This window comes from Flagellimonas marinaquae (genome assembly GCF_003992675.1).
In the GTDB taxonomy this organism is placed as follows: domain Bacteria; phylum Bacteroidota; class Bacteroidia; order Flavobacteriales; family Flavobacteriaceae; genus Flagellimonas; species Flagellimonas marinaquae.
Map to the genome: position 1 here is coordinate 37,592 of NZ_RZMZ01000012.1, position 15,816 is coordinate 53,407.

The following is a 15,816-nucleotide window of genomic DNA, read 5'->3' on the forward strand; positions in this document are numbered from 1 at the left end:
GTTTTGGAACAAAAATTGGTCATCAAAGGTAAAACATAAAAACCCTATCAAAAAACTTCGAAAAATACTGTTGCGCTTCCTTTTGGCCATTGTCCTGCTTCTGGTATTGGCTTCATTGATTCTTTCATTACCTGTAGTGCAGACCAGATTGGGAAAATATGCCACGGATTCGTTGAACGAGTCTTTTGGCACCAACATTCAAATTGAACGGGTAAGCATTTCACTTTTTAATCTCAACGCCGGACTAAAAGGGGTTTATGTCGAGGACTATAAAAAAGACACCTTGATCTACATCCACAAGGTTTCGACTTCCATTTTGAACCTACGAAATATGGCCAACAATAAAATGGAGTTCGGTGAGATGGAATTGGACGGTCTGATATTCAATCTGAAAACCTACGAAGGGGAAAGTGATACCAATTTGGATGTTTTTGTGGACAAATTGGACGATGGTAAACCACGCGACCCTGAAACACCACCCTTTTTTATGTCATCGGATGAAATCCATATCCAAAATGGGAAGTTCAGGTTGATCGATGAAAATTTAGAAAAGCCCGAAACGCTGAATTTTTCCGAAATCGAGATTTCTGCGTCCGATTTTCAGATTTTGGGCCCCGATGTTTCTTTAAAGGTGGATGACCTATCTACTTTGGCCAAGCGAGGCATCCGTTTGAAAAAGTTTGCCGCAGACTTTGCATACACCAAGGAGCAGATGCGGTTTGATTCGCTCTCCATTGATACCGAACAATCCGAACTTAAGGGCAACTTGGTCTTCAATTACAATCGGGAAGATCTGGCCAACTTTGTTGATTTGGTCAATATCGACGCCAACTTTACGGATTCCAAGGTGGCACTGAATGAGGTAAACGCTTTTTTTGATGAATTCGGGCAGGACAAAATCGTCAATTTTACAGGGAATTTTAGTGGAGTGCTCAATCAATTGCAAGTGGACGATTTGTTTCTTTTTACAGACAATACCGGTATCCGTGGCGACTTTAGGTTCGATAATATTTTTAGCGAGCAGGCCCCATTTGTATTGCGTGGGGATATCGATAATCTCACCTCGAGCTATTACCAACTGCGAAGCATTCTGCCACAAATTTTAGGTAGAAACATTCCCGAATCGGTCCAAAAACTGGGACAGTTTACGGTAAGGGGCGAAACGGAGATTACCGAAACTTCCATTGATGTGACCGTGAACCTGAACACTGCCGTGGGCAGTAGCTACGTAGACCTTCAAATGACTAACGTACAGACCATTGAGGACGCCTCCTATATCGGTTTTATTTCCTTGATTGATTTTAATTTGGGGGAGTTTATTGAAAATGACAATTTGGGACTGGCCTCCATGGATATGAACGTGGAAGGGAAGGGGTTTGTGGCCGAAAGCTTGAACACCGAAGTATCGGGGGATGTGTACAAGTTTGAGTTCAACGATTATGAGTACAACAAGATCAAGGTGACCGGTATTTTGAGAAACCAACTGTTCGATGGTGTGTTGTTGTGCAATGACGAAAATTTCAGATTTGACTTCCAAGGGTTGGCCAATTTTGGGCAACGGGAGAACAAGTTCAATTTTGTAGCGGCGGTGGATTATGCGGATTTAAAAGAACTTAATTTTATCAACGATAGCATTTCCATTTTTAAAGGGCATGTGGATATGGATATTGAGGGTAACAATCTGGACGATATGGCTGGACAGCTCCAGTTTACCAACACTACCTATCAAAACGCCAATGACACCTATTATTTTGAGGATTTCAATGTGACCTCCACTTTTGATCGCGACACCATTCGTACCATCGAAATCAACTCGCCTGACATCATCACCGGCTACATGCGCGGCAATTTTAAGGTAAAGGAATTGGGACAATTGGTGCAGAACTCCATCGGCAGCATATATACCAATTATCAACCCTTTAAAATTTCGGAGGGTCAGTACGTGGATTTCAATTTTAAGATTTATAATAAGATTGTGGATGTATTCGTACCTGAGCTTACTTTTGACCCCAATACCTTTATACGGGGATCTATCCAGGCCGACCAAAGTGATTTTAAACTTACCTTCAAATCCCCAAGTATTGAGGCCTTTGGGAACACTTTTGACAATATTGAGCTCAAAATCGATAACAAGAACCCGTTGTTCAACACTTTCGTCTCCGTTCAGGATATGTCTACGGTGTATTACGACATCAAAGATTTTAGCTTGATCAACACTACGCTGAAAGATACCCTGTTCTTTAGAACAGAATTTAAAGGGGGCAGTGAGTACAACGATAGCTATAATCTGAATTTTTATCACACCTTTAACCAGAACAATAGGTCCGTAATCGGTCTTAAAAAATCGGATGTGAGTTTCAAGGGCAACACTTGGGTGCTTAACAAAGACGGAAACAGCAAAAACAAGGTCATTTTTAACAGTGCTTTGGACAGCATCCGAATCGAGGATGTGGTGATGGACAACAACAATGAGGAACAGATTCGGTTGAGAGGGGAATTTGCCGATTCCACCTACAAGGATTTGAACCTACAATTTAAACTGGTTTCCCTCAACAAGGTTACCCCGGCCATAGATAGTCTAAAATTGAATGGAAAAGTCGACGGTTTTCTCAACATACTCCAAAAGGACGGTAACTATTTGCCTACATCTAGTCTTAAAATCGAGGATTTTAGTGTGAACGACCTTCGCATGGGCGACTTGGAAGTAGGTATTTACGGAAACAACGACCTCACGGAGTTCGGGGTTAGCAGTTGGCTCAATGACAATGGTAAGGAGCTCATGAACGTCAACGGAAAGGTAACCAACATCAATAACGTTCAAGAGTTGGACCTCAAAGCCAATTTTACGGACTTTGCCCTGGAACCCTTTAATCCATTGGGCGAGGATATCATATCAAATATCAGGGGAAAGGTGAGCGGCGATGCGACCATCACGGGCAATGTAGAGAATCCCGCTATTAATGGCCTTTTGCAGCTGAACGATGCGGGAATAGGAATCCCGTACTTAAACGTGGACTATGATTTTGCGCCGTACTCCCAAGTACGTTTGTTCGATCAAACCTTTTATTTTGAAAACGTACAGCTATCGGATGTAAAGGAAAAAACTTCGGCCACTTTAGATGGAACCATTAGTCATACAGGTTTTGATGACTGGTATCTGGGATTGGATGTGGATACCAACAACAACCGCTTCATGATTTTGAATACTGAATACGATGAAGAATCCCTGTACTACGGCACGGGCTTTATTAATGGTAGCGGAAGTATCTACGGCCCAATGGATGCGATGACCATTTCGGTGGATGCCACCACGGCAGCGGGTACTGCACTTAAGATACCCTTGAGCGACGTGACCAGTGTTGGGGACTACTCCTTCATCAACTTTTTGGAAAAGGGGGAGACTAATTCCTTTGAGGAAGAAAGGGTCTTGGAAGAGTATCAAGGACTAGAAATGGCCTTTGACCTTGCCGTTACCCCAGATGCTGAAGTGGAGATCGTGGTGGACCAAACTACAGGGAGTTCCCTTAAGGGAACCGGTGAAGGTATTTTGTTGATTGAGATCAACACCAACGGTAAATTCAATATGTACGGTGACTTTGTCGTGGTATCGGGGGAGTATAATTTTAAATACGGAGGGGTAATTGACAAAAAGTTCAAGGTGCGTCCGGGAGGTAGCATCTTATGGGAGCAAGATCCTTTGGCCGCACAATTGAACCTGGAAGCCGTATATTCCCTCAACGCCAATCCAGCACCCCTTTTGGACAATGCAGGTTTCACAGGTAGGATTCCGACCGAGGTGGTCGTACGATTAGACGGGGAATTGGAAAGCCCCAACATCAATTTCGGGATAGAATTTCCCGGGACCAATTCAGTGGTACAGTCCGAGTTGGAGTATCGATTGCAAGACCCCACCATTCTGGAGCGTAATGCGTTCTTCTTATTGGCGCAGGGTACTTTTGTAAATCCACAGTCGGGAGGAATCAATCAACAGGCCGTAACTGGAAACCTGATTCAAACCGCCTCCGGACTCTTCAATCAAATTCTGGCAGGCAACAACGACAAGCTCAACTTTGGGGTTTCGTATGAGCAAGGCTATAACGACCCCAATGCCGATATTGCCACGGAGGACAGGATCGGGGTTACCGTGTCTACCCAGCTCTCGGACCGAATCTTGGTCAACGGAAGGGTAGGAGTGCCTGTAGGTGGCGTATCGGAAACCGTAGTGGCCGGTGATGTTGAAGTTCAGATACTGTTGAACGACGAAGGGACATTGAGCGCCAAAATATTTAATCGCGAAAACCAGATACAGCAGTTTTTGGCGGAACGGCAAGGATATACCCAAGGAGTTGGTTTATCGTATCAGGTAGATTTTGACAGTTTTAGGCAACTCATGCAAAAGGTGTTCAACAAAAGGGAAAAACCGGCAGAAGAAAAGGGGCGTCCCGAAGCTTTGAACCCGCCCGAACAGGTGATGGGAAAGGATAGTTTGATTCGTTTTGCCCAAAAGCCGGTCAATCTTCCCAATTCAATCCATTAATTTTATATTTTTAAATGTTTTTGTATTAATTTATTACGAAAACGTTTGAGAAAATCCTTCAAATCAAATAAATTATCAAGACATTCCAAATTTGGATAAAGTTTCCTAGCTTTGACCTCTTAAAAATTTGAATGGCTTCAGAAATTAAAAAAATTGGCGTTTTTACCTCTGGCGGAGACTCTCCCGGAATGAATGCCGCAATTCGTTCCGTTGTCCGTACCTGTGCATATTTGAACATTGAATGTGTTGGGATTTACAGAGGCTATCAAGGCATGATCGAAGGCGATTTTAAGACCTTGGATGCACGTAGTGTGAACAACATCATTAATAAGGGAGGAACCATTCTAAAGTCTGCCCGTTGCGATGAATTTAGGACGAAGGAAGGAAGGAAGAAAGCTTACGACCAATTGACCAAGGAAGGTATTCAGGCCTTTGTGGTGATTGGGGGAAATGGAAGTTTTACGGGAGCCCTGCTGTTTACAGAGGAATATAATTTTCCAGTGATAGGAATTCCCGGGACTATCGACAACGATATTCTAGGATCGTCCTTTACCATTGGCTTCGATACTGCCATCAACACCGTTGTGGATGCCATAGATAAAATTCGTGATACCGCCAGTTCGCACAATCGCCTCTTTTTTGTTGAGGTGATGGGTAGGGATGTGGGCCATATCGCACTCAATGCCGGTGTGGGCGCTGGTGCCGAAGAAATATTGATACCGGAACAAAACTTGGGTCTTGAGCGCTTGCTGGATTCCCTTAAGCGAAGTAAGGCCTCTGGAAAATCTTCCAGTATCGTTATTGTTGCCGAAGGCGATAAAATCGGTAAGAACGTTTTTGAATTGAAAGAATACGTGGAGCAACACCTTCCTATTTATGATGTAAGGGTATCTGTGCTGGGGCACATGCAACGTGGGGGTAACCCAACCTGTTTTGACCGCGTATTGGCCAGTAGAATGGGCGTAAAGGCCGTAGAGAGTATCCTGGAAGGAAAATCAAACCTTATGGTCGGTATCAGGGATACCAAATTGGTACTAACCCCGTTGGCCGAGGCCATTAAGGCACATACAGAGATTGACGAAGAACTCATAAGAGTTTCGGATATAATGACAACTTAATGTAAACACTAAAAAAGTAAACATGTCACATTTGAAAATAGGAATTAACGGATTCGGTAGAATAGGAAGGTTGGTCTTTAGGGCCACCGTGAACAGGGACAACGTAGATGTTGTTGCCATCAACGACTTATTGGACGTAGAACACCTTGCATACCTTTTGGAATACGATTCGGTACACGGAAGATTCGATGGTACCATCGAGGTAAAGGACGGTAACTTGATCGTAAATGGAAAAAAAATAAGGGTGACCGCCGAGCGCGATCCCAAAAACTTGAAATGGGACGAAGCTGGTGCGGAAATCGTTGCGGAATGTACAGGTATTTTTACCACCTTGGACATGGCACAGAGCCACATCGACGGCGGTGCGAAGAAAGTAGTGATATCTGCTCCATCCAAGGATGCGCCCATGTTTGTTATGGGGGTTAACCACAAGGATGTGAAAGCTACCGACACCATTATTTCCAACGCTTCTTGTACCACGAACTGTTTGGCGCCAATCGCCAAGGTATTGGACGATGCCTTTGGTATCGACGAAGGTTTGATGACCACGGTTCACGCCACAACAGCTACCCAGTTGACCGTAGATGGTCCTTCCAAAAAGGATTACAGGGGCGGTAGAAGTGCCCTTTTGAACATTATTCCTGCTGCTACAGGAGCTGCCAAGGCAGTGACTAAGGTAATTCCATCGTTGGAAGGCAAATTGACGGGTATGGCATTTAGAGTACCAACTGCCGATGTTTCTGTGGTGGATTTAACCGTTCGTTTGGCCAAGGAAACTTCTTATGAGGAAATCAAAAAGGCCATGAAAGCAGCTTCTGAAGGAGAATTGTCCGGCATTTTGGGCTACACCGATGAGTTGGTGGTATCCCAAGATTTTGTGGGTGACGTAAGAACTTCCATCTTTGATGCGGATGCAGGGATCGAGTTGAATTCCAAATTCTTTAAGGTAGTTTCCTGGTACGATAACGAAACCGGTTACTCCAATAAATTGGTCGACTTGGCCCTACACGCAGCAAGCCTGTAATTAATTATCTTTATAATACTAAGTATCCTGAAGGGGAGGACATCCTCTTCAGGATTTTACTATAAAAATCTCGACGTATGATTTTGATTGTGGATAGTGGTGCCACCAAATCGGATTGGATTGCCCTGGACGAAAAGGGGGAGCAACTGTTTGTGACCCAAACCTTGGGCCTTAGCCCAGAAGTACTGACCAAGGAAGTAATCGAGGACAGGTTGGCCAACAATTTTGAACTTTCCAAAAACAAGGAAAAAGTACGTCAGTTATATTTCTACGGGGCCGGATGCGGAACCGATAGAATGAAGAATTTTTTAAAGGCCATTTTTAAGGATTTCTTTCCCAATGCCAAAGCAGAGGTAAGGGAAGATACCTATGCGGCCATTTATTCCACCACCAAGATAGGAAGGCAAGGGATTGTATGTATTTTGGGTACTGGTTCCAATTGCAGTTATTACGATGGCCACCAACTCATCCAAAAAGTCACCTCTTTGGGATATATCCTAATGGATGATGGCAGTGGAAATTTCTTTGGACGAAAATTGATCCGGGATTATTATTTCCATAAAATGCCTCAGGACCTCGGGATGAAGTTCGCCAAAGAGTACGACCTCGATGCTGATGTCATCAAGGAGCATTTGTACAAACAGCCCAATCCAAATACCTATTTGGCCACTTTTGCCCGATTTATCATCGAAAATAAGGAGCACCCCTATTGCAAAGGCGTCATCGAGAAAGGATTGCAGCAGTTCGTGAACAACTACATTATGCAATACGAACTAGCCACCAAAGTTCCTGTGAGCTTTGTAGGGAGCATCGCCCACTTTTTGCGTGACGAGTTAACGGCTTGTATAGAACGCAACGATTTGATTTTGGGCGTAATCCGTCGCAGACCTATTGAAGGTCTGGTGGAATTCCACAGACAGACTATTTAACGGCAATCATCGAAATCTCCACATTCACGAATTTCGGAAGATTGGCAACTTCCATGGTTTCCCTAGCGGGAGCAGTGGCTTCATCAAAATAGCTTCCGTACACCTCATTGATCAATGCAAACTGGTTCATGTCCTTTATAAAAATGGAGGACTTGATTACATGCTCAAAGGTCATCCCGGCCTCTTCAAGTATCGCTTTTAGGTTTTCCATGGATTGGCGTGTCTCCTTTTGGATATCACCTTCGACCAACTCGCCCGTGGCAGGGTCAATCGGAATTTGACCGGAAATGTAAAGTGTATCCTTGATCAATACGGCTTGGTTGTACGGCCCAATGGGAGCTGGTGCTTTTGGGGTTTTTATGATTTTTTTCATGCATATGATTTTATGCAGGTGAAGGTAAAAAATAAAGTGCTAAGATTAAGGTTGACTTCTGTTTTCCCACTTGATGTCTTTCAACAGGGAGCTTTTTATACCGATGAAGAAATACCATCGCTCAAACCTCCCAAAGGGAGTCCAGTCAAAACTAAGATTAAAACTGCCCAGATCCCGTTTAAACGCAAAACGGGTATCGGCAAATCCTTTGTTCTTCAAGTCATACCCGGAATTGAACCCGACATCCCATTTTGGGGTCAGTGAAATGTTCCCCGAGAACATGATGGAGTGGTTGGTAATTTCGTTCTGGCGGTTATTGTTGCTGTAGGAGGCCACATAGGTAAACCGTGCGTCCCACGGCAATTTATTGTTGTACAAGGGCTGCTCTTGGTCGGGGTCGTTGCCCCTGTTGCCCCTACCGCGATTAAACTGGGATTGTTCTCCACGAACATCGTCAATAGCAAAGGGGTTTTCACTGAAATCGGATTGCTTTTCCTCATCACTCTTCTCCTTAACGCCGCCTTTTTGGAACATTTCACTATTTAAGGAAAAGCTGGTGTTGATACGTGCACTGGTCAAACGTGCAATGCCCCCGCCATTATTGATATTTAGGGTATTGATACGCCTACCATTGTTGTCAATGGCATAGGGATCAAAGGTCGCAGCAAAGTTGATGGGGACGTTTTTAATGATTTCCGTAGCTCCGCTCATACTGATGGGGCTAAGTTTTAGGGAATCCGCCTCCAAATTATAGCTGGCGTTCAAGGTAAGGTTGCTCAGAATCTTCACCTTTCTGGGCTCCGTTGCTGTGGAATCCTTGTCCCGAACCTTGGCTTCCAGTGAGTTCTGGAGCGAAAAGCTGATGGAACTGCCACGGTTTAGCGATGGACGTCCATAAAGACTGGTTTCAAAGGGCGTGTACTGCACTTGTTCACCGTCTCCGTCCGTATACGATTCATAAAATTGTTCAAAGGAAGGTGTGTATCCATAGCTGATGGAAGGACGCATCACATGGCGTAAGGCCTGTACTTTTTTATCTTCTCCAAAATTCCAAGTTCCGTATAAGGTGGTACCGATGCTGGTGCCCAAACTATAGCGGTTGAATCGGTCGAAGCCTGGGATAGTATCGGTTACTACCCGTCCCGATTCTTCATCAAACTCACGGCGAATGGTTTCCAAGGCCCACACATCTTCGTAGTTACCACTTAAACTGACACTAAGGTACTTGGCCAATTTAAAGTTGGTAGCGATGGGGATGCGATGTCGGGCACCCACTCGTGCCTCATCGAACATACCGCTCTTAAAAAAGTCCTCTTCCGTGGTGGTTATACTGTTTTGTGCGTTTACATCGTATTGGAAGTTGATATTTTCGAAAACGCCCTTCTTGGGTTCATCACGCTTGGCAAAAGGGAAAATACGCTCCATACTGGCCTGGAAGGTAGGCAAGGACATATTGATGGTCTGCGTACGTGAGTTTTGCGTATGACTAAGTGTTACACTGGTATTCACCGAAGGATATTCCGGAAAAGTCTTCGAATAACTGATGGACGAAGCAAAGGTGTTGGTCTGCGTATTGTTTCGGTTTACCTGGTTCAAGGAATTGGTAAAGAACTGACTGGACCCAAGATTCACCGAAGCTGAAAAGCGGGAATTGGGACTTGCCTTAGTGTCTTGTGAATGCGATATCCGGATATTGTAATTGCTCGTACGGCTGTAATCATCAAAACCCTTTTGGCTGGTTACCAAGTTTTCATAACTGATATTGATATTGCCGCTGTATTTGTAGCGCTTGGTATAAACGGACCTTCCTTGAAATCCGTAACTGCCGTTGGTATAGTAATCCCCCGTAATACTGAGGTCCACATAATCGCTGATGGGGAGGTAATACCCCCCGTTTTGAATAAAATACCCCCTTCTTGGGTCGTTACCAAAGGTTGGGAACAAGATACCGGCCACCCTGCCCGTGGTCAACGGAAAATAAGCAAATGGCATGGCAATGGGAGTGGGTACATCTACGATGTACATATTACTGTATCCGGCAATGATTTTCTTTTTGGGAACGAACTTGGCCTTTCTTACACGAATATAATAATCGGGATTCACCGTATCGTTGGATGTGGTAAGCTTGCCTTCGTTCAAAAAGTAAACGGAATCATTTTCCTTTTTGGTCCTTTCGGCATATACCTTCATGGCATCGCTTCCCAATTGCCCCAAGCCGGCCTGTTGTTCGGTCCTGGAGTTCCAGATGAGCGCTTTTTGGGTATCAAAATTAAAGCGGATGGAATCCGGCCGAACCTCATTGTCGCCCTGCTTAAAAAAAGGAAGCTGGGAGTAGTTGCCCAAAGAATCCTTCATACGACCGGCATAGACCTCATTTTTCAAATAGTCCATAACGATGACGCCCGCCTTGAGTTCCGTATCTTGATAGTAAATTTCCGCCTCGTCGTACAAATAAATTTTATTGTCCTTTTGACTTAGCTTGACATAATCCTTGGCCTTATATTTGATTTTGTCCAGCAGTAAAGGCTGTTTTTTTGGCACGGTATCTGTGCTGGTGGTATCGGTTCTGATGGAATCATTGAGGATGTTGGGGGGCAACAGGGGAGCAACGATAGTATCCTTTACGGCCTTGATGGGCAAGGGCGTAATAGGGTCCTCCTGAGCACTTAAGGTAGCGATACCACAAAGAAGAACAAATAGGAAAAGTGAAAAATGTTTATTTGGTTGCAACGTGATAAATCCTATTTTTGTACAGGTCGGCTCAGTTTTGGGGTCAAACTTACATATATTTTTTGTTCTACTTATTGGTGATTACGATATTTTTAACCAATACCGAACACTGTAATAATTACTCAGTTCTTATGAATAAAAGTCGGTTGACATTTTTAGTATTTCTATTGCTGGTCTTTCCGTTGACCTCTTTTCACAAAAATGATACCGAGGAAGGGCCCAAGGATAAATTTATCGTGGTCTTGGATGCTGGTCATGGCGGACATGACCCTGGAAACATTTGGAATGGGTATTTGGAAAAGGAAATTGCCCTCGCCATTGTTTTGAAAGTTGGGGAAGAATTAAAAAAACACCCAGACATAAAGGTCATTTACACTCGGGATGACGATACTTTTGTTGATTTGTTCGAAAGGGGCGAAATTGCCAATCAAGCGAATGCGGATCTATTTGTGTCCGTCCATTGCAATGCCCATAATTCCGATGCCTACGGGGCGGAAACCTATGTATTGGGTTTGCATGCCAATCGCCAAAATTTTGAGGTGGCCAAAAAGGAAAACTCCGTAATTTACTTGGAGGACGATTATGAACAGCGATATGCGGAGTATGATATCAATTCGCCGGAATCCGTCATTGGATTGACCATTATGCAAGAGGAATTCTTGGACCAGAGCGTTCTTTTGGGCAAGAAGCTTCAGGATAATTTCACCGTAAAACTTAAACGTAAGGATAGAAAAGTAAAGCAAGCTGGTTTTATTGTGCTGCACCAGACCTTTATGCCAAGTGTATTGATCGAGGTGGGCTTTTTGTCCAATAAAAACGAAGGAAGCTATTTAAATTCCAAAAAAGGTCAAAATGAAATGGGAACGGCGATTGCAAGCGCTGTCTTGGCCTACAAGGAAGAAATGGGCTATGCAGTGGCACCAGTGGCAGAGGTTCCAAAGGTAGAAGATACCCAAGTAGCGGTGAACCTTCCCAAGGAAACTACCGAACAACCTAAATCCGTTTCGGAAAAGCAACCCGAGGAAAAGACTGCAGCGACCGACCCACAGCCCAAGGCGGCAACGGAAAGCGCAGGGGTTATTTTTAAAGTACAATTAATGGCCAGTGGAAAAACCATACCATTGGATGCCAAAAACTTTAAGGGTCTTGGCCAGTTATCCAAAGAGCCTTATAAGAATATGTTTCGATATATGTACGGTAATGCCAGTACCTACGAAGAAGCAAAGCAGTTGAAGAAAAACGCTGATGCGAAAGGGTATACCACATCATATATTGTGGCATACAAGAATGGGGTGAGGGTGCCAGTTTCAGCAGCCTTAAAGTAGGCATGCTTCAAACGCGCTCTTGAAAAAATTATGCCTAATTTTGTTTAAACCATAAACCGAATCTTTTGAAACTATCCAGGGAAATCAAAACTGGGATTATCGTAGTCGCTGGAATCGCAGCCTTCTTGTTTGGGCTTAGCTACTTAAAATCCTCTCCACTTTTTGAAAACAATAAGACCTTTTACGCCATTTACAGTGATGTAGGGGGACTAAAGCCGGGAACCCAGGTTTCCATAAACGGTTTTAATGTTGGCAACGTTACAGATATCCGCTTTAAGGACGGTACTGGCAAATTGTTGGTGACCTTGACCGTGACCAACGATTTTGAGTTTTCCAAAAGCAGTATCGCAGAATTATTTGATACTGGTATCATCGGGGGAAAGGGCCTTCAGATTGTTCCTGTGTTCGATGATGCTCCAAAAGCCCAATCGGGAGATACGTTGCAATCAAAAATAAAACCCGGTCTCACTGAATTGGTGCAGCAAAAACTTACCCCGCTTCAAATGAAAGTGGAAGGTGCGGTTTCCCATGCTGACAGCTTGTTGATGAATGTGAACCAAATTTTGGACGACCCGACCAAAAAACAATTACAGGAGACCATTGTTTCCATGAACCAATTGGTAAAATCCTTTAAGACCAGTGCCGATAATCTGAATGTGCTGCTCGAAAACAATAAAACCCAGTTGGATAGTTCCTTAAAGAACGTGAACCACATTACCTCTAACTTCTCAAAATTATCCGATTCGCTTGTCAGTGCCGATTTGGGAAGGACGTTGGCAGAGTTTCAAGGCACCGTGAGCAAGTTGAACGGTATTTTGGCCAAGATAGAGCAAGGAGAGGGTTCTTTGGGAAAACTGCACAAGGATGATGCCCTTTACAACAATCTAGCGGAAGCCTCAAGGGAATTGGACCTGTTGTTACAAGATTTTAGATTGAATCCAAAACGTTATGTCAACGTTTCGGTGTTCGGCAAAAAGCAAAAAGAGTACACACTACCGGAGGATGACCCTGCAGAAGGGGAAAATCCTAACGAACCAAAAGAAAATAACTAATGGAATACGTGCCCAATATTTTATTTGCCTTGGCCCTTATTGTGGGCATTGGTTTTTTTGTTCGAAATGTCAAAAAATTGGCCAGGAACATTAAACTGGGCAAAGATGTCGACGTAAGCGATAACAAAGCGCAGCGCTGGAAAAACATGGCTAGAATTGCTTTGGGGCAGACCAAGATGGTCGTTAGGCCCATAGCAGGAATCATGCACGTAATCGTCTATGTCGGTTTTATCATCATCAATATTGAGGTGCTCGAAATTATCCTCGATGGACTTTTGGGAACACATCGACTGTTCTCTCCCTTGGGTTCAGTGTACAACTTCTTGATAGCTTCCTTTGAAATATTGGCTCTACTGGTGATTGTGGCCGTCATCGTTTTTTGGGTGCGACGGAATATTATCCGAATCCAACGTTTCATCAAACCTGAAATGAAAGGATGGCCCAAAACCGATGGGAACTTGATTCTGTATATCGAATTGGTGCTGATGTTTTTGTTCTTGACCATGAATGCCGCCGATTTTCAATTGCAGCAAATAGGGGCCGAACACTATAACAAGGCGGGGGCCTTTCCCGTAAGCCAGTTTTTGCTTCCACTGATGGAAGGGCTTTCCGAATCTTCGCTGATTTTGGTGGAAAGAACAGCATGGTGGCTTCATATTTTGGGCATTTTGGCCTTCTTGAACTATCTCTATTATTCAAAGCATTTACATATTCTTTTGGCATTTCCGAACACCTATTATGGTAGAATAAAGCCACAGGGACAGTTCAATAACCTAGCATCCGTTACCAAGGAAGTCAAATTGATGATGGACCCCGATGCGGACCCCTTTGCGGCACCTGCCGAAGAAGACACTGCCGAGGAACCAGAAAAATTTGGAGCCTCCGATGTGATGGATCTGAATTGGGTGCAATTGCTCAATGCATACACCTGTACCGAATGTGGTCGATGTACTTCCGAATGCCCGGCCAATCAGACTGGTAAAAAACTGTCGCCCCGTAAAATTATGATGGATACCCGCGACCGTTTGGAGGAGGTGGGCAAGAATATGGACGCCAATAAGGGCGAGTTTGTTCCCGATGGCAAACAGTTATTGGACGATTACATTACCCGAGAGGAACTTTGGGCCTGTACCACCTGCAACGCTTGCGTGGAAGCATGTCCAGTGAGCATAGACCCCTTATCCATAATTGTGGAAATGCGAAGATATTTGGTGATGGAGCAGTCCGCTGCCCCAATGGAGCTGAACAATATGATGTCCAACATAGAAAACAACGGAGCCCCTTGGCCCTACAATCAAATGGACCGGTTGAATTGGGTAAACGAATAAAACGAGTAGTATGAGCGAGCAATTGAAGGTAAAAACCATGCAGGAGTTTATGGCAGAAGGCAAACAGCCCGAAATATTGTTTTGGGTGGGCTCTGCTGGAAGTTATGATGACCGAGCCAAAAAGATCACCCGCGCCTTTGTTAAATTATTGAACAAGGCCAAGGTCGATTTTGCCGTGCTGGGCACAGAGGAAAGTTCCACAGGTGATGTGGCCAAACGTGCTGGCAACGAGTTTTTGTTTCAGATGCAGGCCATGATGAACATCGAGCTTTTGAATGGTTATGAAATCAAGCGCATCGTTACCTGTGACCCACATTCCTTCAATACTTTTAAAAATGAATATCCTGGATTGGGCGGGAATTATGAGGTACTGCACCATACACAATACTTAAAGGAGCTTATCGATAACGGACGCTTAACTATGGATGGTGATGGCTACAAGGGGAAACGTATCACTTTTCACGATCCCTGCTATTTGGGTCGTGCCAATTCCGTTTTTGATGCTCCCCGTGAACTGCTTTCCAAGACCAAGGCCGATGTGGTGGAGATGAAACGGTTTAAAAAAACAGCCCTTTGCTGCGGAGCAGGCGGAGCACAAATGTTCAAGGAACCCGAAAAGGGTGATATGGACATCAATGTGATGCGAACCAAGGATGCACTTGAGACTCAGGCACAGATCATTGCAACAGGTTGCCCATACTGCAATACCATGATGACCGATGGTATCAAAGTACATGAAAAGGAAGATAGTGTGACTGTTTTGGACGTGGCCGAGGTGTTGGCCAATTCGCAAGGGTTGTAAGAAATACACAGAAAACATCAGGTCAAAAAGAAGGACCTAACAGATAAAAAATATGCTAGTAGATTTTAATGAATTGCCAGACAACGCCCGTATTTGGATTTATCAGGCAGACCGAAGTTTTACCCAGGAAGAATTGCAGGAATTGGAGGAGAGTCTCACCGAATTTCTAACGGAATGGACGGCCCACGGTAGTCACTTGCATGCAGGTTTTGAAATCCGGTACAAAAGATTTATCGTTATCGGTCTGGACCAAACGAATGTAAGCGCTTCAGGATGTTCCATTGATGCCTCTGTTCACTACATTCAAAGCTTGGAAAAGAAATACCAAGTTCAGCTATTGGACCGCATGAACGTTTCCTTCAAACAAGGGGAGTTTATCGCTTACAAGCCACTCACGGATTTCAAGAAGCTGGCCAAGGCCAAATCGGTTTCTGCCAATACCATCGTGTTCAATAATTTGGTGGCCACCAAGCAGGAATACCTCGAAAACTGGGAAGTGCCTGCCAGTGAAAGCTGGCACTCCCGATTTGTGTAGGCTATCTTAAATTATCTTAATATGCATGCATTCCTCGATGAAATGCAATATTTTTATCAGCAA

General features: G+C 44.2%; 11 protein-coding genes. 9 read left to right on the forward strand and 2 right to left on the reverse strand.

Annotated features, from left to right (window positions below; all coding sequences use genetic code 11):
* Nucleotides 1-46: 46 nt before the first annotated feature.
* The 4 genes from EO130_RS06760 (at nucleotide 47) to EO130_RS06775 (ending at nucleotide 7,608) form a co-directional block, all read left to right on the forward strand.
* Nucleotides 47-4,537 carry a translocation/assembly module TamB domain-containing protein gene (locus tag EO130_RS06760; RefSeq protein ID WP_470299660.1) on the forward strand — a complete coding sequence of 1,497 codons (4,491 nt, stop codon included), beginning with the start codon at nucleotides 47-49 and terminating at the stop codon, nucleotides 4,535-4,537.
* Nucleotides 4,538-4,668: 131 nt separating this feature from the next.
* Nucleotides 4,669-5,655 carry a 6-phosphofructokinase gene (pfkA, locus tag EO130_RS06765; RefSeq protein ID WP_127140768.1) on the forward strand — a complete coding sequence of 329 codons (987 nt, stop codon included), beginning with the start codon at nucleotides 4,669-4,671 and terminating at the stop codon, nucleotides 5,653-5,655.
* A gap of 22 nt (nucleotides 5,656-5,677) precedes the next feature.
* Nucleotides 5,678-6,679 carry a type I glyceraldehyde-3-phosphate dehydrogenase gene (gene gap, locus EO130_RS06770; protein ID WP_127140769.1) on the forward strand — a complete coding sequence of 334 codons (1,002 nt, stop codon included), beginning with the start codon at nucleotides 5,678-5,680 and terminating at the stop codon, nucleotides 6,677-6,679.
* 77 nt (nucleotides 6,680-6,756) lie between these two features.
* Nucleotides 6,757-7,608: an N-acetylglucosamine kinase gene (locus tag EO130_RS06775; protein ID WP_127140770.1), complete on the forward strand. Its 852-nt coding sequence runs from the start codon at nucleotides 6,757-6,759 to the stop codon at nucleotides 7,606-7,608.
* Here the strand turns inward: EO130_RS06775 and EO130_RS06780 are convergent.
* Both EO130_RS06780 and EO130_RS06785 read right to left on the reverse strand, forming a co-directional pair.
* Nucleotides 7,601-7,981, reverse strand: coding sequence for a RidA family protein (locus EO130_RS06780; protein WP_127140771.1), 381 nt, complete (start codon nucleotides 7,979-7,981; stop codon nucleotides 7,601-7,603). The two genes, EO130_RS06775 and EO130_RS06780, sit on opposite strands and share 8 nt — an antisense overlap.
* Before the next feature lie 45 nt (nucleotides 7,982-8,026).
* Nucleotides 8,027-10,711: a putative LPS assembly protein LptD gene (locus EO130_RS06785; protein ID WP_127140772.1), complete on the reverse strand. Its 2,685-nt coding sequence runs from the start codon at nucleotides 10,709-10,711 to the stop codon at nucleotides 8,027-8,029.
* A 131-nt stretch (nucleotides 10,712-10,842) separates the two neighbouring features.
* On the opposite strand from EO130_RS06785, the gene EO130_RS06790 reads away from it, so the two are divergent.
* The 5 genes from EO130_RS06790 (at nucleotide 10,843) to EO130_RS06810 (ending at nucleotide 15,753) form a co-directional block, all read left to right on the forward strand.
* Nucleotides 10,843-12,036, forward strand: coding sequence for an N-acetylmuramoyl-L-alanine amidase family protein (locus EO130_RS06790; RefSeq protein WP_127140773.1), 1,194 nt, complete (start codon nucleotides 10,843-10,845; stop codon nucleotides 12,034-12,036).
* 65 nt (nucleotides 12,037-12,101) lie between these two features.
* Nucleotides 12,102-13,088, forward strand: a complete 987-nt coding sequence (locus EO130_RS06795) for an MlaD family protein (protein ID WP_127140774.1) — start codon at nucleotides 12,102-12,104, stop codon at nucleotides 13,086-13,088.
* Nucleotides 13,088-14,416 carry a 4Fe-4S dicluster domain-containing protein gene (locus EO130_RS06800; protein ID WP_127140775.1) on the forward strand — a complete coding sequence of 443 codons (1,329 nt, stop codon included), beginning with the start codon at nucleotides 13,088-13,090 and terminating at the stop codon, nucleotides 14,414-14,416. Before EO130_RS06795 ends, EO130_RS06800 begins: the two co-directional genes overlap by 1 nt.
* A gap of 10 nt (nucleotides 14,417-14,426) precedes the next feature.
* Nucleotides 14,427-15,218, forward strand: a complete 792-nt coding sequence (locus EO130_RS06805) for a (Fe-S)-binding protein (protein ID WP_127140776.1) — start codon at nucleotides 14,427-14,429, stop codon at nucleotides 15,216-15,218.
* A gap of 52 nt (nucleotides 15,219-15,270) precedes the next feature.
* Complete coding sequence (locus tag EO130_RS06810; RefSeq protein WP_127140777.1) at nucleotides 15,271-15,753, forward strand: ABC transporter ATPase; 483 nt, start codon at nucleotides 15,271-15,273, stop codon at nucleotides 15,751-15,753.
* The last annotated feature ends 63 nt before the right edge of the window (nucleotides 15,754-15,816 follow it).